The organism is Streptomyces argenteolus, from assembly GCF_042902585.1.
GTDB lineage: Bacteria > Actinomycetota > Actinomycetes > Streptomycetales > Streptomycetaceae > Streptomyces > Streptomyces argenteolus.
On the sequence record NZ_JBIBEG010000006.1, the window covers coordinates 284,307 to 304,149 of the forward strand.

Sequence of the window (19,843 nt, forward strand, 5' to 3'; positions counted from 1 at the left end):
CCTCCTCGTTGAGGTCAGGCGAGTCGCAGCAGGGGGGCGGCGTTACCGCCGCGTACGGCGTCGAAGTCGGCCACGGACAGCCGCGCGGCGCGCAGGGCACCGACCGGGTCATCGACGCCCATGTCGAAGGGGAAGTCGGAACCGAGCAGGACCCGGTCCGCTCCCGCGGCCTCGATCAGCGAGCCCAGCACCCGCGGGTCGTGGACGAGCGAGTCGAAGTAGATCCGCCTGAGATAGCTGCTGGGCAGGTGGGCGCATCCGGCACCGGCGTCGGTGCGCGCCGACCAGGCGTGGTCGGAGCGGCCGATGTGGGTGGGGAGGTAGCCACCGCCGTGGGCGGCGATCAGCTTCAGTCCGGGATGCCTGTCCAGGACGCCGGAGAAGATGAGGTGGGAGAGGGCGACGGCGTTCTCGGTGGGCTGGCCGACCGTGTTGGACAAGTACCACCGGTCCAGGCGCTCGTCGAGGGTGCACCCGAAGGGGTGCAGGAAGATGAGGGCGCCCGCTTCCTCGGCCTGCGACCAGAACGGCTCGTACGCGGGGTCGGACAGTTCCCTCCCCGGGGCGTGGCTGGAGATCTCCACACCGGCCAGCCCCTGGTCGAGGGCGTGGCCGAGGGCGCGCACGAGGAGAACGGGGTGCTGGAGGGGTACGAGTCCCAGCCCGCGCAGCCGCTCCGGCGCCCGGGCGCAGTGCGCGGCCGTCGCCTCGTTGGCGAGCCGGTACACCTTCTCCGCCGTGTTCTCGTCCGCCCAGTAGTGGTAGTGCGAGGGGGAGGGGCTGACCAGCTGGACATCCACGCCCTGGGCGTCCATCGCCGCGAGCCGTACGGCCACGTCCGTCATCCGCGGGATGCGCTCGCGGACCATGGGACCGCTGACGGCCAGGGCGTCGGGGCCGTTGCGCCGGGCGTCCAGTTCCCTGGCCGCGGCGAGCCCCGGGAGGCCGGATACGAGCGCCTCGATCTCGGGGAGCAGGACGTGCGCGTGCACGTCCACGGTAGGGATGGTCACGGCAGCTCCCTGAGCATCGTCATGGTGCGGCCCATCAGGCCCGGCACATCGGCGTCGCGTACCCCGTCGAGCTGCCACTGCCCGATCTGCACGGAGGCATCGACGACCGGGCGGACGCGAGCGATGCGGCGCTCGTAGTACGCCTGGAGCAGCGCGTCGTCCCAGGTGTCGGAGGCGCTCAGCATCCGCGCGAGGACCCAGGCGTCCTCCAGGGACAGGGCGGCGCCCTGGGCGAGGGTGGGCGGGCAGCAGTGGGCGGCGTCGCCGATGAGGACGACCCGGCCGCGGTGCCAGGAGTCCTCGACCAGCATGCGGTCGAACCAGGTGTAGTTGACCTGTGCCGGGTCGGTGATGTGCTCCGTGATCTCCGGCCAGTTGCCGCCGTAGGCCGAGACCAGGCGGCGCATCTCGTCGGCGTACGACGTGGGCGGGATGGAGGCGCGGTCGCGGTTCGCCTCCACCACGTAGGCGTAGAGGGTGGTCTCGCTGGTGGGGCAGTAGCCGGCGATGAAGGCCGGGCCCCCGTAGGCGAGGTCGGTGCGCTCCACGGCGGCCGGGCGGGGCGCGGCGATGCGCCAGATGGCCATGCCCGTCGGCTCGGGCTTCGCGGTGATGCCGATGGCGGCGCGGGTGGTGGAGCCCAGGCCGTCGGCGGCGATCACCAGGTCGTAGCGGCCTTCCGTGCCGTCGGTGAAGCGGGCGCTGACGCCGTCGCCGTCCTGGTCCAGAGCGGTGACCCTGACGCCCAGGCGGACCTGGGCTCCGCTCGCGCGGACCGCGTCGATGAGGATCCGCTGGAGCTGGGGCCGCTGCATGCCGACGGTGGCGGGGAGGTCGTCGCCTCCGCTGCGGATGTCGTCCTGGACGTGCAGCACGGTGCCGTCGGGGGCGGTGATGCCGACGGATCCGAAGCCGTAGCCGGACGTCTCCACCTGCTCCCACACCCCCAGTTCGCGAAGTACGCGCAGGGCGTTGCCCTGGAGGGTGATGCCGGAACCCGCGGTGGCGTTCCAGTCGTCCTTGGCCTCGATCAGGTCGACGCCGAGGCCGGCCCGGCGCAGCAGGACGGTGACGGCGTTGCCGGCCGCGCCGCCGCCGATCACCAGGACGGTACGGGCATTACTCATGGGAACTCCCTTGTTCCGTGTGCTACTTGACGGCGATCGGGTTGACCGGGCTGCCGACCGCACCGGTGATGGGAAGGGGAGCGGCGGTGAGGGAGAACTCGTACACCCCGTCCGTCGCACAGTCCTCGGCGAGTGCGTCGAGGTCCCACATCTCGCCGATCAGCAGGCCCATGTTGGGGATGGCGACCTGGTGCAGCGGCTGGAAGGCGTGATCGAACTCGTTGGGCCGCACCTCGAAGCCCCAGGTGTCCGTCGCGATCGCGGCGATCTCCGTGCGGTGCAGCCAGCCCGCCGCGGTGAAGGACAGCCCGGGGGCCGGTCCGCCGGCGTACTCGCCCCAGCCGTCACGGCGGGCCCGGGCGAGCTGCCCGGTACGCACCAGGACGATGTCCCCGCGTCCCACAGCCACGCCCTGGGTCTGCGCCGTCGCCGTCAGGTGCTCCCCGGTGATCGCGAACCCGTCGGGCAGCTCTCCCTCGTCGCCGATGACCCGGCCGACGTCCAGGAGCACGCCGCGGCCCGCGACGTGCGGCGCCATGTGCTCGATACCGGTGACCAGGTCGCCCTCCGAGGTGACGACCTTCTCCGCCGGGCGCCCGTTCCACGCCTTGCCGTGGTCGAAGATGTGCCCGAGCCCGTCCCACTGGGTGGAGCACTGCAACGGCATCGCGATGACGTCGTCGGCGCCGCCGAGTCCGTGCGGGAAGCCCTGTCCGGTGACGACGGCGTCCGTGCCGGTGTCGAGCATGGTGTGCACCGGATTGGTGCGCCGGCGCCAGCCCTTCTGCGGGCCGTCCATGTCGAAGCTCTGGGAGAGCGAGAAGCTGACACCCCGGCGGACGAGCGCCGCGGCCTCGCGGCGCTTGGCCGCGTCGAGGAAGTTGAGCGTGCCGAGCACGTCGTCCTCGCCCCAGCGGCCCCAGTTGGAGTACGCCCGTGCGGCCTCGGCGATCGAGCCCTCGGGGTCCGTGCGGTCCAGGGTCATGAGGTCTCCGCGACACAGCGGGTGCGCTGGACGCCGAGGCCGGTGACCGACCCCTCCATGACGTCCCCGTCGCGCAGCAGCCGGCCCCAGTGCATGCCGTTGCCGGCCGGACTGCCCGTCAGCACGAGGTCACCCGGGAGCAGACGCGCGGACTGCGACGCGTAGGAGACCATGCGCGCCACGTCGAAGATCATGTCCTTGGTGGACTCGTCCTGCATGGTCTCGCCGTTGAGCTTCAGCGTGAGCCGCAGGTCGCCGGTCTCCGGGAGCGACTCCGCCGGCACGATCCAGGGGCCGAGGGGGGTGAAGCCGGGGGCGTTCTTGCTGCGCAGCCAGTCGGTGCCGATCTGCGGCATGTCCCGCCGGAAGACGGTGGCGCGGTCGGTGAGGTCGTTGGCGATCGTGTATCCGGCTACGTGGTCGAGCGCCTGCGCCACCGGGACCTGGTGGGCGGGACGGCCGATGACGACGGCCAACTCCAGCTCCCAGTCGGGCTTCTCCGCCCAGGCGGGCAGGACCACGTCGTCGTAGGGTCCGGTGATCGCGCTCGGCAGCCCGATGAACACGTACGGCAGGTCCTCCGCGGCCCGCCGGTCCATGATCCCCGCCGCCTCCGCCCTCCGCTCCTCCTCGGGGCGGTCGTCGCCCGGGGCGCGGTGCGCGACATGCAGGTCGATCACGTGCTGCCGGTAGTTCGCCCCGGACTGGAACACCTGCCGCGGTTCGACGGGCGCGTGCACCCGGAAGCCGGCCAGCGGCCTCGTGGAGCCGGCGTCCTCGGCGAGCGCCCGCAGCCGGGGGAGCGCGGTCTCCCAGCCCTCCAGGAGATCCCGGACGGTCAGCCGATCGTCCTCGAAAGCGGCTCGCAGGTCGGCCACCTGGGCGTCGGGGGTGACGAGAGCGGGGAACGCGGGCCCGTCCGGAGCCGACAGCGTGGCGAGGGCGAACGGTCCGGCGAAGAGCGCGGACGCGGCGGATGCAGGTTTCACGAACATGTCCTCCTGATTGCGATGTGACTAATCTGGACCTGCCACCTGAGATCATGGAAATAGATTGTGTGGATGCACGCCATCCATGGTGTTTATTTCTCCTGGTCGGCGCCGCATCGCAAGGGGGAAGCCCGTGAATCTGTCCCGTCTGGACCTCAATCTCGTCGTGGCGCTGCGTGCCCTGCTGGAGGAGCGCAACGTGACGCGCGCCGGACAGCGCGTCGGGCTCAGCCAGCCCGCCATGAGCGCCGCGCTGGCCCGGCTGCGTCGCCACTTCGACGACGACCTCCTCGCCCGGGTCGGCGGCCACTACGAACTCACCGCCCTCGGCCAGGTGCTGCTCGACCGGACCTCCACCGCCTACGACGTACTGGAGCGCCTGTTCGCCAGCCAGGCCGACTTCGACCCGATGGGGGAGAGCCGGGAGTTCAAGCTCATCGCGTCCGACTACGCCGTCGCCGTGTTCGGCACCGAGCTCGCCCGGGTCATGCACGAGGAGGCTCCCGGCATCCGCCTGCGTTTCACCCAGCCCCCGACCACCGTGGTCGACGACACCGCCACGCTGCTCAGTACCACCGACGGCCTGCTCATGCCGCACGGAGTGGTCAGCGACTTCCCCGCCACCGACCTCTACCAGGACAGCTGGGTCTTCCTCGTCGCGGACGACCACCCCAGTGTGGAGGACCGGCTCACCCGCCAGGACCTGGCCCGGCTGCCATGGGTCACCTACCAGCGCACCTACGACGCCCCGGCGGTGCGCCAGCTCGGCATGCTCGGCGTCGAACCACGGGTGGAGGTCTCCGTCGACAGCTTCCAGGTGCTGCCGCTGCTGGTGGCCGGCACCCGGCGCATCGCTCTGGTCCAGGCCCGCCTCGCCCGTCTGCTGACGCCGCTCGCCGCCGTACGGGTACTGGAGCCTCCCTACGAAGCGGTGCCGTTGCAGGAAGCGATGTGGTGGCACCCGGTGCACACGCACGATGCCGCCCACATCTGGTTGCGGGAAACGGCTGCCCGGGTCGGCAGGCGCATGGCCGAGGCGAAGGAGGAGCCGGGGACCTCCTGAGGGCACTGGGGTGGCGAGCGGACCCGGATCCATCCACGGGATGGATCCGAGGCATCCGAAAATCGGATCGCAGCGGGACTGGGCAGGTCATCGAGGGGACCGCATAGTCGTGTCACATCACCGTGCCCGCGCACCGGCGTCCTGACCGAAGGACCGGGCGCCCCGCACCCCTTCACGTCTCGCGCTCCGGAGTGCCGCCATGCCTGTTCCCGCCGCCCCGCTTTCCCCTGACTGCGACTCCCCGGACGTTCAGGGCAGGCTGCCGGCCGCTCTGCTCATGGCCGGCAGCTGCCTGCCCGTCCTCGGCGCCGTCCTGCTCGCACCGGTTCTGCCCCGCATGCAGGAACACTTCGAGGGCGTCGCCGGGAGCGCGGCACTGGTCCCTCTCGTGCTGACCGTTCCCGCGCTGTCGTTGGCCCTGCTGGCTCCCTTCGCGGGCGTCATCGTCGACCGTCTCGGCCGCAAGCGCCTCCTGGTCGTGGCGACGGTCCTGTACACCCTGTTCGGTACGGTTCCGCTGTACGTGGACTCGTTGCACGGCATCCTCGTCAGCCGCGTGCTGGTCGGTGTGGCCGAAGCGGCGATCATGACGGCGTGCACGACGCTGATCGGCGACTACTACACCGGGCGCGTCCGCGACCGCTACCTCGCCCTGCAGACCATGTGCGCGTCGGCGTCCGCCACCGTCTTCTTCGTACTCGGCGGCGCTCTCGGAGGTGCGGGCTGGCAGGCACCGTTCTGGCTCTACGGAATCGGGCTCGTGCTCGCCCCCGCCATGGCCCGCATACTGCCGACGCCGCGGACCCCGGCCGCGACCCCGAGCGGACCGACGGCCTCCACGGCGGAACGGCGCCCCTTTCCGGTACGCCGCATGGCCGGGATCTGCCTGCTGACGGCGTTCGGCGCTGTCGTCTTCTACACGGTGCCCGTGGAGATGTCGTACCTCCTCGACGACCTGGACGTCGACTCCACCGGTGGAATCGGCGCCGTCACCGCCGTCGCGAGCCTGGCCACCGTCCTCGGATCCGTGCTCTTCACCCGGCTCACGGGCCGGCCACAACGCCGTCTGCCCGTCGTCCTCCTGCTGTGCGCGGCCGGATTCCTCGTCATGGGGGTGAGCGACAGCCTGCCCCTGCTGATCCTCGGCGCCGTGCTGAACTGCGTAGGCACCGGTCTGCTGCTTCCCTCCCTGCTGACCCTGGCCATGTCCCGCCTCGCATTCGCCGACCGGGGTCGCGGCACCGGCCTGTGGACCTCGGCGTTCTTCCTGGGCGAGTTCGCCTGCCCGCTGATCCTCCTGGGAGGCGAGCAGGCCCTCGGTGACCTCGGCACGGCCGTCGGAGCGCTCGGCCTGGTCACCCTGCTCGTCGCGGGTGTGCCGTTCCTCCTCGGGCGCGCGACGCCGGCTCCACTTCCGCACCGTGTTCCCGAGCAGCCCTGACCCCCGCCCGCGAGGTCACCGCGGCGGACGAGGGCAGGGTGGACCGCCGTACGGTCAGTTCCGGCCGAAGGACGACGCGGGCATGGCTCGTGACCGGCGTCCGGCGCCGTGTCCGCGATGAGGAGGCGGGCGGCTTGTCGTTCCAAGGCGACAGCCGGCCGCCACCGGACATCCGCACGGCACCGTCAGCCCGGATTCCGGTGCCCGGACCGCGTGGGACGTGGCTGCGGGCGCCTGCCGGGCCGTGCTTCAACGGCTCCCCGGGGCTGCGGTGCTGCCGCGTTGTACGAGGCGGGGGGTCATCGTCGTCCGCATCGCCCGGTCCCTCCTGCCTTCCACTCGCTCGATGAGCATGCGGGCGGCGGTGGAGCCCATGGTGTGTCCGGCCTGGTCGACGCTGCTGAGCTGCACAGGGGCCAAGGCGGCGAGGGCGGTGTTGTTGTAGCCCACCAGCGAGAGGTCCTCGGGGATGCGCAGGCCGAGTTCGTGGGCCGCGCGGTAGATGCCCAGCGCCGCGACGTCGGCGCCGGTCATGACGGCGGAGGGCCGATGGTCCCCGGTCAGCAGGGTCATTCCCGCGGTGAAACCGCCTTCGTCGGAGTACGCGGCGTGCAGCACCTGGGCGTGCGCGGACAGCCCGTGCCGTTCCATGGCCTCGAGATAGCCGGCGGTCAGGACGATCTCGGGGGTGCGCCTCCAGCGGTTGGCCTTGGTGCCCGGGGCCGAGACCAGCGCGATGTCGCGGTGGCCGAGCGAGACCAGGCGGTCCACGACCAGGCCGGCCCCGACGTCGTCGGCGTCGACCACCGAGTCGTGTGTGTCGGAGCCGTCGTGATGTCCGAGCACCACGGTCGGCGTCACCGCGGCCGTGGCGAGGACCTCGTCGCGGGAGGTACCGGGGGCGATGAGGATCAGGCCGTCCATCTGACGGTCGACCATGGAGCGGATGGTCTTGGCCTGCTCCTCCGCCGAGAATCCTGCTGCGCCGATCAGCACGGTGTACTCGCTGTCGCGGAGTTCGTCCTGGATGCCGTCGAGAATGTCGGCGAAGAAGGCGTTGCGTACGTTGTCCAGCAGCACGCCGATCGTGTAGGTCCTGCCGCGCATGCCGCGGGCCGCCGCGTGCGGCCGGTAGCCGAGATCCGCGATCGACGCCTTGACCTTCTCCTGCATGCCAGGGCTCACGCCGTAGGCGTTGCGCATCACCTTGGAGACCGCGGCGGTGGACACGCCGGCATGCCGAGCGACGTCGGTGATGGTCACACGTCTGTTCTGCCTGGGTGTCGAAGCCGGGTCCATCGTCAGTGCTCCGGATCTGTAGTCGTGAGTGTAACGGTCTACACCGAACACCCTGGGCGTCGTCAAGTGTTACGCCGGGGTGCAGCAGCGTTACGTCTCTGTGTCTTGACGGGGTGGTGGGGGAGGTGCAGGGTGTTGCCCAATCTTAGTGGAGAACGTTTTACACGCTCTCCTCGCGGCAGGGCCCGCCCGCTGCCTTTCGTGCCGCTCCATGCCCTCGCCTTCTCTCCATCCTTCTTGGGAGTCTTCCGTGTCCCCTCGTATGTCCCGTGCCCACCGCGCACGTCTGAGCCTGTTCACCGCCGGGACCGCCTCCCTGGCGCTCCTGGCCACTGCCTGCGGCGGCAGCGGCTCCGGTTCCTCCTCCGCTCCGAAGGACTTCAGCTACCTCAGCGTCACGGAGAACACCGCCGTCAAGACGGCGCTGACCACCCTGTCCAAGGGTGCGTGCACGAAGGAGAACAAGGCGCTGCCGCTGAAGACCGAGACGGTCCCTCAGGCGAGTCTCGACCAGAAGCTCCAGCTCCTGGCCGGACAGGACGCCCTGCCGGTGCAGTTCGCCGCCGGCAACGCCCCCGCCCTCACCAACCAGCTCGAAGGATCCGGGAAGATCGCCGACCTGGAGAAGGAGCTGAAGGAACTCGGCGTCCTGGACCAGATCGAACCCGCCGCCGTCTCGACGGTCAAGGCGCTGTACGACGGCAAGCTGGCGGTACTCCCGTACGAGTACAACATCGAGGGCATCTTCTACAACAAGAAGCTGTTCAGCGACAACGGCCTCTCCGAGCCCGCCACCTGGGACGCCCTGGTCGACGCCTCGGCGAAGCTGGAGAGCAAGGGCGTGCAGCCGTTCTCCGCGTCCGGGCAGCAGGGCTGGCCCCTCACTCGCCTCATCAGCGGGTACCTCTACCGCAGCCTCGGTCCCGACGCGCTCCAGAAGGTCGCTGACGGCAAGGCCGCGCTGACCGACCCCGAGTACGTCAAGGCCGCCGAGGAAGTCGCCGATCTCGGCAAGAAGGGCTACTTCGGCAAGGGCCTCGGCTCCATCGACTACGACACGGCGATGAACCAGTTCCTCAACGGCAAGGCCGCCATGTTCTACATGGGCAGCTGGGCGCTGACCAACATCTCCGACGCCGGGCAGAACAAGATCGGCGTCGAGAACGTCGGGTTCATGCCCTTCCCGGCGGTGACAGGAGGCAAGGGCGCGATCGACCAGTACCCCTCCAACGTCGGCCTGGGCATCACCCTCGCGAGGAAGTCCTTCGACGACAGGACGGCTGACTGGACCGCCTGCATCGCGAAGAACTACGGCGCGACCGTGCTGAAGGACCAGGGTGCCATCTCCGGATTCAAGGTGAACGCCGACGTCAAGGACGCCAACGCGGTCACCACGCAGGTCAGGGACACCATCGGCGCGTCCGGGCAGAACGTGCTGTGGTTCGAAGCGCTCTTCAGCACCAAGGCCACCACGATCAGCCAGACCAACGCCGCGTCCCTGGTCAGCGGCAGCATGGCCCCGCAGAAGTTCATGCAGACCGTGCAGGACGCCCTGACCGCCCGGTGACCGGTGGGGGCGGCTCACCTGGCCTCCTCGCGCACCCCGCACCCCGGGTGTGCCGCCCCGGTCCCGTACGGCAGGTCTCTTCAACGGAAACGAAGTGGACACCACTCATGCACCGCGTCCTCGGTGACCGCAGGGCCATCCTGATCCTGCTCGGTCCCGCTCTCCTCGTGTACTCCCTGATCATGCTCGTCCCGATGGTGTGGTCGCTGGGCTACTCCTTCACCAAGGGCAACACCATCGACGGCTTCACGGGCAACGGCCTGGACAACTTCCAGCGTCTGTTCTCCGACGGAGCCGCACGGGACGCTCTCTGGTTCACCCTCAAGTACGGCGCTGTCGTGACGGTGGGACAGGTCCTCGCCGGCTATCTGCTGGCCCTGCTGTACGTGTTCTTCCTGAAGAGGTCCTCGGCGCTCATCCGCACCCTGGTCTTCTTCCCCGTCGTGCTGCCCACGGTCGCCGTGGGCCTGCTGTTCCAGAAGTTCTTCCAGGTCGCCCCGCAGACCGGCCCGGTCAACTCGCTGCTCAACGCGGTCGGTATCGACTCGGTCGACTTCTTCGGAAGCGCGGGGAGCGCCTTCTGGGTGCTGATCGTCATGGACATCTGGCGTTCCATGGGCTTCTACGCCGTCCTGCTCTTCGCCGGCCTGGTCGACATCCCCGACGAGGTCCTGGAATCGGCCCGTCTGGACGGGGCCTCGGGGGTCCGGCTGATCCGCCACATCGTGCTGCCGCTCTCCCTGCCGGTGCTGATGTCGTCCCTCATCTTCAGCATCAACGGCACCCTGAAGGTCTTCGACTCGGTCGTCGCCCTCACCAACGGCGGTCCCGGCAGCGGCACCACGCCCCTGACCCTGTACATGTTCCAGACGTCGTTCACCTACAGCGACTACGGCTACGGCAGCACCATCGCCCTGCTGCTGACCGTGGTCTGCCTGCTGGTGAGCCTGGTCGTCTACCGCGTCTCGCAGCGCGACCTCACGGAGGGCTGAGCGCCATGGCCATCGACACACCTGTGAAGACCTCCGCGGGCCACCGGCGCCGGGGACCCTCGGCAGCCGCCGGCCCGGCCCGCAGGGCCCGGGCACCGCGCCGGCTGTGGGTGAAGACCGTCGTCGCCCTGCTGCTGGTCGTCGAGATCTACCCGCTGATCTGGATGTTCCTGACGTCGCTGAAATCCAACGACGACTACCTGAACAACTCCACCTGGAGCCTGCCGACGACGTGGGAGTGGGGCAACTACTCCGAGGCGTGGACCACCGGTCACCTGGGCCTCTACGTCCAGAACAGCCTGCTCGCGGTCCTGCCCGCCCTGGCGCTCATGCTGCTCCTGGGAACGGCCGCCGGATTCGCCCTCCAGATCATGGTGTGGAAGGGCCGCAGCCTCACCCTTCTCGTCTTCCTCGCGGGCATGATGGTGCCCCCGCAGATGATCCTCCTGCCGTTGTTCACCGTGTACTTCCAGACAGGCATGTCCGGCACGCTGTGGCCGCTGGTCCTCACCTACACCGGCACCGGCCTGCCGCTGACCGTCTTCATGATGGCCACGTACTACCGCACCGTGCCCCGCGAACTCTTCGAGGCCGCCACCATCGACGGCGCCGGCATCCTCCGCGCCTTCTGGACCATCAGCGTGCCCCTGGTCCGCAACGCCCTGCTGACCGTCGGTCTGGTCCAGTTCTTCTTCATCTGGAACGACCTGCTCATCGCGCTCACCTTCACCAACAACCAGGACCTGCGCACCATCCAGGTCGGCCTGCTCAACTTCACCGGTGACTTCGGCGCCACCCAGTACGGGCCGCTCTTCGCCGCCATCTGCATCAACGTGTTCGGCACCCTCCTGATCTACCTCTTCCTCAACCAGAAGGTCATGAAGGGCCTCACCTCGGGAGCGGTCAAGGGCTGACCCCCACCCCTCACCGCGCTCACTCCCGTACGTGCAAGAAAGGTCCCCTGTGCTCCCCCCTCAGCCCTCCCCGGTATCCGTCGAGCACCTTCCGGACGGTCTCGGCGTCGGAGTCGCCAGACCCCGCCTCACCTGGACACTCCCACCGGGCGCCGGTCGGCAGCGGGCCTACGAACTGGAAGTGGACCGCTCGGGCACGGTCCGCCGGACAGGACGGGTGGACGACGAAGGCCAGGTGCTGGTGCCCTGGCCCGGCGAGCCCCTCGCCTCCCGGGAAAGAGCGGCCGTCCGGGTCCGCGTCTGGACCACGGGCGCCGATGACCCGTCCGCGTGGAGCGAACCCCGGGCCGTCGAAGCCGGCCTCCTGGACCCCGCCGACTGGCAGGCGGTCCCCGTGGGCGCCGGATGGGGCGAGGACCCGGAGGCCGAACGCCGCCCGGCACGCGTCCTCAAGGACTTCCAGCTCGACCGCCCTCTCGCCCACGCCCGCCTGTACGTCTCCGCGCACGGCCTGTACGAGGTGGAGATCAACGGCCGCCGGGTCGGAGACGAGACGCTGGCCCCGGGCTGGACGGTCTACCCGCACCGGCTGCGCTACCGCACCCACGACGTCACCGGCCGGCTCACCGAGGGCGCCAACACCATCGGCGCCTGGCTCGGTGACGGGTGGTACCGCGGCAAGTACGGCTTCGACGGCGGGACCCGCAACATCTACGGCACCGACCAGGCCCTCGTCGCGCAACTGGAGGTGACGTACCGCGACGGCACCACCCACGTCGTCGCCACGGACGGCACCTGGAGCGCGGCCCCGGGACCGATCCTGACCAGCGGCCTCTACGAAGGTGAGACGTTCGACGCCCGGCTGCACGACCCGGACTGGTGCACGCCGTCGCGTACCGCGTCCGACGACTGGACCCCGGTGCGAACCGGCCGCCGCGACCCCGGAACCCTCGTCGCACCGACGGGACCACCGGTGCGCTGCACGGAGGAGATCGCACCGGTCTCCGTCACCCGCGCCGAGGACGGCCGGTATCTCCTCGACTTCGGGCAGAACCTCGTCGGCCGCCTCCGTGTGACGGCCGACGGCCTGGCAGGAACCACCATCACCCTGCGTCATGCCGAGGTGCTTCAGGACGGTGAACTCGCCACCCGCCCCCTGCGCGAGGCGTACGCCACCGACACCCTGGTCCTCTCCGGGCGTGGCCCGATCACCTGGGAACCCCGCTTCACGCTTCACGGCTTCCGCTACGCAGAAGTCACGGGCTGGTCCGGCGAACTGACCCCGGACAAGGTCACCGCGCGCGTCCACCACACGGACATGCGTCGCACCGGGTGGTTCGAATGCAGCGACGAACTCGTCAGCCGTCTGCACGAGAACGTCGTCTGGAGCATGCGCGGCAACTTCGTCGACATACCCACCGACTGTCCCCAGCGCGACGAACGCCTCGGCTGGACAGGCGACATCCAGGTCTTCGCCCCCACCGCCAGCTACCTCTACGACTGCGCGGGCATGCTCGACTCCTGGCTCACCGACGTCGGCCTCGAACAGCTTCCCGACGGCACCGTCCCCTGGTACGTACCAGTCATACCGGGCAAGCCGATGTGGACGCCCATCCAGCCCGGTGCGGCGTGGGGAGACGTTGCCACGCTCACTCCGTGGACCCTGTACCAGCGCTTCGGCGACGTCGACCTCCTCCGCCGCCACCACCCCATGGCCAAGAAGTGGGTCGACCTCGTGGAACGCCTCGCCGGACCGAGCCGCGTGTGGGACACCGGCTTCCAGCTGGGTGACTGGCTCGACCCCGCCGCTCCGCCCGAGGACCCGGCGGCCGGCCGCACCGACCGGTATCTCGTCGCCACCGCGTACTTCGCCCACTCCGCTCGCCACCTCGCGCTCTCCGCCGCCGAGTTGGGAGACGAGGCCGAGGCCGCACGGTACTTCGCCCTGGCCGATGAAGTGGGTGAAGCCTTCCGCCGCCGGTACGTCCTGCCGTCCGGCCGCATGACCAGCGACAGCCCCACCGCCCATGCCCTGGGCATCACCTTCGGCCTGCTCACCCCCGAGCAGAAGCGCGGCGCGGGAAACCGGCTCGCCGAGCTCGTCCGCGCGGACGCGGCCCGGATCGCCACCGGTTTCGTGGGGACTCCTCTGATCTGCGACGCACTCACCGACACCGGACACCTGGACGTCGCCTACCGGTTGCTCCTGCAGACCGAGTGCCCCTCATGGCTCTACACCGTGACCCAGGGCGCCACCACCGTCTGGGAGCGCTGGGACAGCCTGCGGCCCGACGGCAGCCTCAACCCCGGCGGGATGACGTCCTTCAACCACTACGCCCTCGGGGCCGTCGCCGACTGGCTGCACCGCGTCGTCGGCGGCATCACCGCCTCTGCCCCCGGCTACCGGGAGATCACCTTCCGCCCACGGCCCGGGGGCGGCATCACCTGGGCCCGCACGCGCCACGAAACCCCTTACGGGAGCGCCTCCTTGTTCTGGGAATTGACCGGCACCGGTATGACGGCCCGCTGCACGGTTCCCGAAGGGTGCCTGGCGATTGCCGAGCTGCCTGGTTGTGAGCCGATCACCCTGTATCCGGGTGAACACGTCATCGGCACCGAAAAGATTGCCGAAGCCGCTGTCTGACCATTCATCTCGTTCATCCCGGACGGCCGGGCGCAGAGATTTCCTGCGCCCGGCCGTCCGGGTTTTCGGACCATTTCTTGGGCGCTTTGTATTCCTCTCGTGGATGCGTGGCATCCAGCAGAACGATGAGAAAGAAATCTCCCTCGGTGTTCCATTGGAAATTTCGCGTCCCATTCGGCGGAGGCCGGTTGTTTCCGCTGTTCAGTGGCTTATTTGAAGAGTTGGTGCCCGAGGGTTGACCTCCGCATGGGCAGGCAATAGCTTTCCGGATGTTGGGGCGACGATTCGCGTGCCGGCGTCTGTGTGAGCCAGGGATCGCTGTCGTGGGACGCGGCAGATTTATTTCGATCCGCTGAATAATGCCACTTCGCATGTTCAGTACCCGCGCATACATGTCTCCCAGCAGCCGGGGCCGGTCAGGAACCTGACCTCCTGTCCGGCCCCCATTCCCCCTACGGCGGCGCGTCGGACAGCCGCCACTACGTATCCGGAGAGCCGCTGTGAACAGACGAAAATTTCTCTCTGCCGCCACGTCCACCGCTCTGGCCGTGAGCATGGCTCCCGTCATGCGCGCTCAGGCGGTGGCCGCGTCCGGAGCCGCTCCGCAGGACCGGGCCTCCGCCCTGCTGGCCAGGATGTCGGCGGCGGAGAAGGAAGCCCTGGTGCGCTGCGACTTCGCGGCCGTGGCCCACCTGGGTGTCCCCGCCCTGACCATGGTCGACGCGTCCGCCGGCCTCCGGGGTGAGAAGGGAGTGACGGCCTTCCCCGTGCCCGTGGCCCAGGCGGCGACCTTCGACGAGGACCTGGCACGCCGCATCGGCCGGGCCATCGGCGCGGAGGGCCGGGGCAAGGGATACAACAACATGCTCGGCCCCACCGTCGACCTGACCCGGACCTGGCACTTCGGGCGGCAGTCCGAAGGCATGGGAGAAGACCCGTTGCTCGCCGGGTACCTGGGGGCAGCCGTCACGGTGGGTATGCAGAGCCAGAAGGTGGCCGCCACCGTCAAGCACTTCGCCGCGTACACCCAGGAGACCAACCGCTTCTTCACCGACACCGAGGTCTCCGACCGAGCCCTGCACGAGATCTACGAGGCTCCATTCCGCCGTGTGGTCCTCGCCGCGCCGACCACGTCGGTGATGATGGCCTACCCGAAGATCAACGGCACCTTCGCGACCCAGGACCCCGCCCTGTTCGACGACCTGAAGAAGGGCCTCGGACTCCAGGGCTACACCGTGCCGGACTTCTGGGCCGGCGACGACCAGGTCGCAGCGGCCCGGGCAGGCATGGACCTTGCCGGACTCGGCCCCGGTGCGGTGAGGATCCCCGCGGGCGGCCTCACGGGTGGCGCGATCTCGGGCGCCCGGCTCGACGATGCCGCGCGGCGCGTCCTCGTCACGATGTTCGCCAACGGCCTTTTCGACAGCCCCGTCCCCGCTCCCGCCGACAACGTCAGCACGCAGGAACACAGGGACCTCGCCCACGAGGCCGCTGTCGCCTCCACGGTCCTGCTCGCCAACCGCTCCTCGGCCCTGCCGCTGCCTGCCTCGGTGAAGTCACTGGCTGTCATCGGCCCGGCCGGCGCGGACGTCTTCACCGGTGTCGCCGGATCGAGCTACGTCGACCCCGGCACCTGGACCACCCCCCTGGACGCCATCCGCAACCGAGCCGGAAGCTCCGCTGCGGTCACCCACTCACAGGGCACCAAGGGCGACCTGCCCCTGCCCGTGGTTCCCTGCGGAGTGCTGCGCGACAGCACGGGCGGGTCCGGCCTGAGCGCCGCCTACTTCGCGGGCGCCGATGCCACCGGGACTCCGGTCGTGACCAGGACCGATGCCACCGTGGACTTCACCACCGCGCCCGCGGCGGATCTGCCCGCGGTGTGGTCGGCGGAGTGGACCGGCACGCTCGTCCCGACCGCCACCGGGCTGCACCGCTTCTCCCTGCTGCCCGCGGGCACGGCCACACTGAAGATCAACGGTGTCACGGTCGTCTCCGGCACCCGTCAGATGCGCCGCTTCTTCCTCGGACCGTTCGACTACCCGCTCCAGGGCACGGCCCAGTTGACCGCCGGCCGCGCGGTCACCGTCGAACTGACCTACACCAACGCCACCGCCGAGACCGGCACCTGCGGCCTCACCCTGGGATGGCAGCCGGAGTCCCTCATCCCCGCCGCCGTCGCGGCGGCGGGGGCGGCCGACGCAGCCATCGTCTTCGTCAACAGGGTCGCCGGCGAGGCCATGGATCACGAGCGACTCGACCTGCCCGGCGACCAGGATCAGCTCATCACCGCCGTGGCCGCCGCGAACCCACGCACGATCGTCGTCCTCAACACCGACGGTCCCGTCGCCACTCCATGGCTCAACGACGTGGAAGCCGTGATCCAGGCATGGTATGGAGGCCGGGGAACGGGCACCGCACTCGCGGCCGTCCTCTTCGGCGACAGCGACCCCTCCGGCCGCCTCCCCGTCACCTTCCCCGCCGACGCCGGCCAGGGACCGGGCACCACCCCCGCGACCTACCCCGGGACGAACGGCGCCGTCTCCTACGAGGAGGGCATCGCCGTCGGCTACCGCTACTACGACGCCACGGGGCAACAGCCCCGCTTCCCCTTCGGACACGGCCTGTCCTACACGTCCTTCGCCCACGGCTCCCTCGAAGCGGCCTACGACCCGGCGACCAGGAACGTCACCCTCTCCGTCGGCGTCACCAACACGGGCCGACGCAAGGGCACCGAAGTGCTGCAGATCTACGTCACTCCGCCCGGCGCGGCAGCAGCGGAGCCACGGCGCCTCGTCGCCTTCCGGAAGGTCACACTCGAGGCCGCGAGCTCACAACGGCTGACCTTCACGGTGCCGGCACAGGACCTGACGGTGTGGAAGTCGGGTGCCTGGGCTCTCGTGCCCGGCTCCTACACCTTCGCCACCGCACGGTCCTCCCGGGACCTGACGGCCCAGCGCGTCCTCACCATCCGCTGACCGAGGCCGACGGCCCGGGTGCGGTCGCTCCGTGCCGAGCCGGGGAGGGAGCGACCGCCTCGACACGGGTGTGCTGCCGGCCACCGAGGCAGTCGGCCACCCCCCGGCCGCATCGCCCCTCCACCGACGTCGGCGGACGGCCGCCGGCCACCGGACGCACGAGGGCCCGGCGGCGTGCGCCGCCGGCCCTCGGACGGACGAGTCAGTCGTACGGGTAGAACCCCGACCCCGTCTTGCGGCCGAGCCGGCCCGCGTCCACCATCCGCTGGAGCAGCGGGGGAGCGGCGTACAGGGGCTCCTTGTACTCCGCGTACATCGAGTCGGCGACCGAGGCCACGGTGTCCAGGCCGATCAGGTCGGCGAGCTTGAGCGGGCCCATCGGGTGGGCGCAGCCCATCTCCATGCCGTTGTCGATGTCCTCACGGCTGGCGATGCCCGACTCGAACATCCGGATCGCCGAGAGCAGGTACGGGATGAGCAGGGCGTTCACGACGAAGCCCGACCGGTCCTGGGCGCGGATGGCGTGCTTGTCCAGCACGTCGTGCACGACGGCTTCGGCGCGCTTTATCGTCTCGTCGGACGTCGTCAGCGCGGGAATCAGTTCGACGAGCCGCTGCACCGGGGCCGGGTTGAAGAAGTGGATGCCGATGACCTGGTCGGGGCGGGAGGTCGCGACGGCCAGCTTCACCAGCGGGATGGACGAGGTGTTCGAGGCGAGGATCGCGTCCGGCCGGGTCACCACCTGATCGAGTACCTGGAAGATCTCGGTCTTGACCTGCTCGTTCTCCACGACGGCCTCGATCACCAGATCGCGGTCGGCGAACTCGCCGAGGTCGGTGGTGAAGCTGAGGCGGGCGAGCGTCTCGTCGCGCTCCTCCGCGGTGATCTTGCCGCGTTCGGCGGCCTTCGAAAGGGAGTTGTGCAGGCGGGTACGCCCTATCTCCAAGGCCTCGCCGGTGGTCTCGGCCACCTTGACCTCGAGGCCGCTGCGGGCGCAGACCTCCGCGATACCTGCGCCCATCTGGCCACAGCCGACCACTCCGACGCGTGCAATGTCGGCCATAGAGTCCGTCACCTCGTGCCTTTCGCTGATCTTCGTGCGGCGTTCCCGTTTGATTCCGGTGCCCGCCTCGACCCCACGACGTTACTCCGCGATCCGGCTCCGGTGAGCTGCGGGTCGTGCGGCGTGGGGGTGGGCATGATCTGCGTCACGCACTGCCGGCGTGGCTCACGGGAAGAGCGGAACGAAAGGTATGCACATGCGTGGTTTGGGCCGGAGATCTTTTGTGGTGGGCGCGGCGGGGACGGTCGCCGCGATGATGACCGCGGGTGACGCCGTCGCGGCGCGGCGGCCGGGCGGCCCGCCCCGGCGGCGCGGGGCCGGACAGGGAGAGCTGCGCGGCATGTGGGTCGCCACCGTCGCCAACCTCGACTGGCCCTCGGCGACCGGCCTGAGCGCCGCCGCCCAGGAGGCCGAGCTGATCGCCCATCTGGACCGTGCCGTGGAACTGCGGCTGAACGCCGTCGTCCTCCAGGTCCGGCCGACCGCCGACGCCCTGTGGCCCTCGTCGTACGAGCCCTGGGCCCAGTGCCTGACCGGCGTGCAGGGCAAGGACCCGGGCTGGGACCCGCTGGGGACGGCGGTGCGCGAGGCGCACGCGCGCGGGCTGGAGCTGCACGCGTGGTTCAACCCGTACCGGGTCGCCAACCACACGGACCCCTCCCGGCTCGTCGCCTCGCACCCCGCCCGGCTGCACCCCGACTGGGTCCTGCCGTACGGCGGGAAGCTCTACTACAACCCGGGACTGCCGGAGGTCAGGACCTTCGTCCAGGACGCCATGCTCGACGCGGTGAGCCGCTATGCCGTCGACGCGGTGCACTGGGACGACTACTTCTACCCCTATCCGGTGGCCGGCCAGGTCTTCGGCGACGACGAGACCTACGAGCGGTACGGCGGGGCCTTCGCGAACAAGGCGGCCTGGCGCCGGGACAACATCGACCGGCTGGTGCGTGAGACGGGCGAACGGATCAAGGAGGTCAGGAGCGGCGTCCGCTTCGGCATCAGTCCCTTCGCGGTCTGGCGCAACGCCGCGACCGACCCGCTGGGCTCCGCCACCTCGGCCGGCGTGCAGACGTACGACGATCTGTACGCCGACACCCGTAAGTGGGTGAAGGAGGGCTGGATCGACTACATCTGCCCGCAGATCTACTGGAACATCGGCTTCCCCGCCGCGGACTACGCGAAGCTGCTCCCGTGGTGGGCCGAGACCGTGCGGGGCACCGGCGTCGGGCTCTACGTGGGGGAGGCGCTCCACAAGGCCGGCGACCCGGCGCAGCCCGCCGCCTGGCAGGACCCGGCCGAACTCTCCCGGCACCTCGATCTCGCCGCGGACCATCCGGAGGTGGGCGGCCACGTCTACTTCTCCGCGCGGCACGTGAAGGCCGACCCCATCGGGGCCATGGCCCGGGTGGTGGCCGACCACTACCAGCTGCGGGCCCGCGTCCCCCGCTGAGCCGGACCGCCGCGCCCGGACGGCCGGAGCGCGTGCGCCGGGAACCACTCGTGCCCCCGGCGCACGCGCGCTCTACCGGTCCTGGTCCTCGGGGACGGTGTGCTGGACGACGCTGTCGGGGCCGGGGGACCTGATCGACTCGTGGCCGTCCGCGAAGCGCAGGCGGTACGGGGGGCCGCCCCGGTCGCCGAGCACTTCGATGATCTCTGCGACCCTGTCGTGCTGCCCCACGGTCCTGCCGTGCGTCAGCAGCCGGTCGCCCGCGTGTGCCTCCATCGGGAGTGACCTCCTCACGGGTGGCGGTCCATGTCGACAAGT

Annotated in this window: 15 protein-coding genes; 8 read left to right on the forward strand and 7 right to left on the reverse strand. The window is 70.1% G+C overall.

From position 1 onward, the window contains the following. Positions 1–14: 14 nt before the first annotated feature. The 4 genes from ACFY8O_RS22535 to ACFY8O_RS22550 are packed head-to-tail and all read right to left on the reverse strand — an operon-like array spanning position 15 to position 4,120. Positions 15–1,013 (reverse strand): amidohydrolase family protein, encoded by a 999-nt coding sequence (locus tag ACFY8O_RS22535; RefSeq protein WP_387905033.1) that lies wholly within the window; start codon positions 1,011–1,013, stop codon positions 15–17. Continuing rightward, positions 1,010–2,140: an FAD-dependent oxidoreductase gene (locus tag ACFY8O_RS22540; RefSeq protein WP_387905036.1), complete on the reverse strand. Its 1,131-nt coding sequence runs from the start codon at positions 2,138–2,140 to the stop codon at positions 1,010–1,012. The genes ACFY8O_RS22535 and ACFY8O_RS22540 overlap by 4 nt, the downstream gene beginning before the upstream one ends. 22 nt (positions 2,141–2,162) lie before the next feature. Next, positions 2,163–3,125, reverse strand: coding sequence for a cyclase family protein (locus ACFY8O_RS22545; RefSeq protein ID WP_387905039.1), 963 nt, complete (start codon positions 3,123–3,125; stop codon positions 2,163–2,165). Then, a complete protein-coding gene (locus ACFY8O_RS22550; RefSeq protein WP_387905042.1) occupies positions 3,122–4,120 on the reverse strand; it encodes a fumarylacetoacetate hydrolase family protein in 999 nt (332 codons plus the stop codon). The genes ACFY8O_RS22545 and ACFY8O_RS22550 overlap by 4 nt, the downstream gene beginning before the upstream one ends. Positions 4,121–4,247: 127 nt before the next feature. Between ACFY8O_RS22550 and ACFY8O_RS22555 the strand changes: the two genes are divergently transcribed. Together ACFY8O_RS22555 and ACFY8O_RS22560 are read left to right on the forward strand one after the other, a co-directional pair. Continuing rightward, positions 4,248–5,177, forward strand: a complete 930-nt coding sequence (locus ACFY8O_RS22555; RefSeq protein ID WP_387905045.1) for a LysR family transcriptional regulator — start codon at positions 4,248–4,250, stop codon at positions 5,175–5,177. A 199-nt stretch (positions 5,178–5,376) separates the two neighbouring features. After that, complete coding sequence (locus ACFY8O_RS22560) at positions 5,377–6,618, forward strand: MFS transporter (RefSeq protein ID WP_387905047.1); 1,242 nt, start codon at positions 5,377–5,379, stop codon at positions 6,616–6,618. A gap of 249 nt (positions 6,619–6,867) precedes the next feature. On the opposite strand, the gene ACFY8O_RS22565 is transcribed toward ACFY8O_RS22560, so the two are convergent. After that, positions 6,868–7,881 (reverse strand): LacI family DNA-binding transcriptional regulator, encoded by a 1,014-nt coding sequence (locus tag ACFY8O_RS22565; protein ID WP_387905050.1) that lies wholly within the window; start codon positions 7,879–7,881, stop codon positions 6,868–6,870. A gap of 286 nt (positions 7,882–8,167) precedes the next feature. Here ACFY8O_RS22565 and ACFY8O_RS22570 point away from each other — a divergent pair, with 286 nt between their 5' ends. The 5 genes from ACFY8O_RS22570 to ACFY8O_RS22590 all read left to right on the forward strand — a co-directional run bounded on the left by ACFY8O_RS22570 (position 8,168) and on the right by ACFY8O_RS22590 (position 17,012). Then, a complete protein-coding gene (locus ACFY8O_RS22570) occupies positions 8,168–9,484 on the forward strand; it encodes an ABC transporter substrate-binding protein (protein WP_387905053.1) in 1,317 nt (438 codons plus the stop codon). 107 nt (positions 9,485–9,591) lie between these two features. Continuing rightward, a complete protein-coding gene (locus tag ACFY8O_RS22575; RefSeq protein WP_387905056.1) occupies positions 9,592–10,476 on the forward strand; it encodes a carbohydrate ABC transporter permease in 885 nt (294 codons plus the stop codon). 5 nt (positions 10,477–10,481) lie between these two features. Then, the gene (locus tag ACFY8O_RS22580) at positions 10,482–11,390 is read left to right on the forward strand and encodes a carbohydrate ABC transporter permease (RefSeq protein ID WP_145806400.1); all 909 of its coding nucleotides are present in this window, start codon (positions 10,482–10,484) and stop codon (positions 11,388–11,390) included. A gap of 49 nt (positions 11,391–11,439) precedes the next feature. After that, entirely contained in the window at positions 11,440–14,034 is a 2,595-nt protein-coding gene (locus ACFY8O_RS22585; protein WP_449341824.1) for a family 78 glycoside hydrolase catalytic domain, read from the forward strand. A 554-nt stretch (positions 14,035–14,588) separates the two neighbouring features. Then, positions 14,589–17,012 carry a beta-glucosidase H gene (locus ACFY8O_RS22590; protein ID WP_387905384.1) on the forward strand — a complete coding sequence of 808 codons (2,424 nt, stop codon included), beginning with the start codon at positions 14,589–14,591 and terminating at the stop codon, positions 17,010–17,012. A 202-nt stretch (positions 17,013–17,214) separates the two neighbouring features. On the opposite strand, the gene ACFY8O_RS22595 is transcribed toward ACFY8O_RS22590, so the two are convergent. Then, entirely contained in the window at positions 17,215–18,075 is an 861-nt protein-coding gene (locus ACFY8O_RS22595) for a 3-hydroxybutyryl-CoA dehydrogenase (RefSeq protein ID WP_145806394.1), read from the reverse strand. A 196-nt stretch (positions 18,076–18,271) separates the two neighbouring features. On the opposite strand from ACFY8O_RS22595, the gene ACFY8O_RS22600 reads away from it, so the two are divergent. Then, a complete protein-coding gene (locus ACFY8O_RS22600; RefSeq protein ID WP_387905062.1) occupies positions 18,272–19,525 on the forward strand; it encodes a glycoside hydrolase family 10 protein in 1,254 nt (417 codons plus the stop codon). A gap of 72 nt (positions 19,526–19,597) precedes the next feature. Here ACFY8O_RS22600 and ACFY8O_RS22605 read toward each other — a convergent pair whose 3' ends face one another. Continuing rightward, positions 19,598–19,801 (reverse strand): DUF1918 domain-containing protein, encoded by a 204-nt coding sequence (locus ACFY8O_RS22605; RefSeq protein ID WP_145806390.1) that lies wholly within the window; start codon positions 19,799–19,801, stop codon positions 19,598–19,600. Positions 19,802–19,843 lie beyond the last annotated feature (42 nt).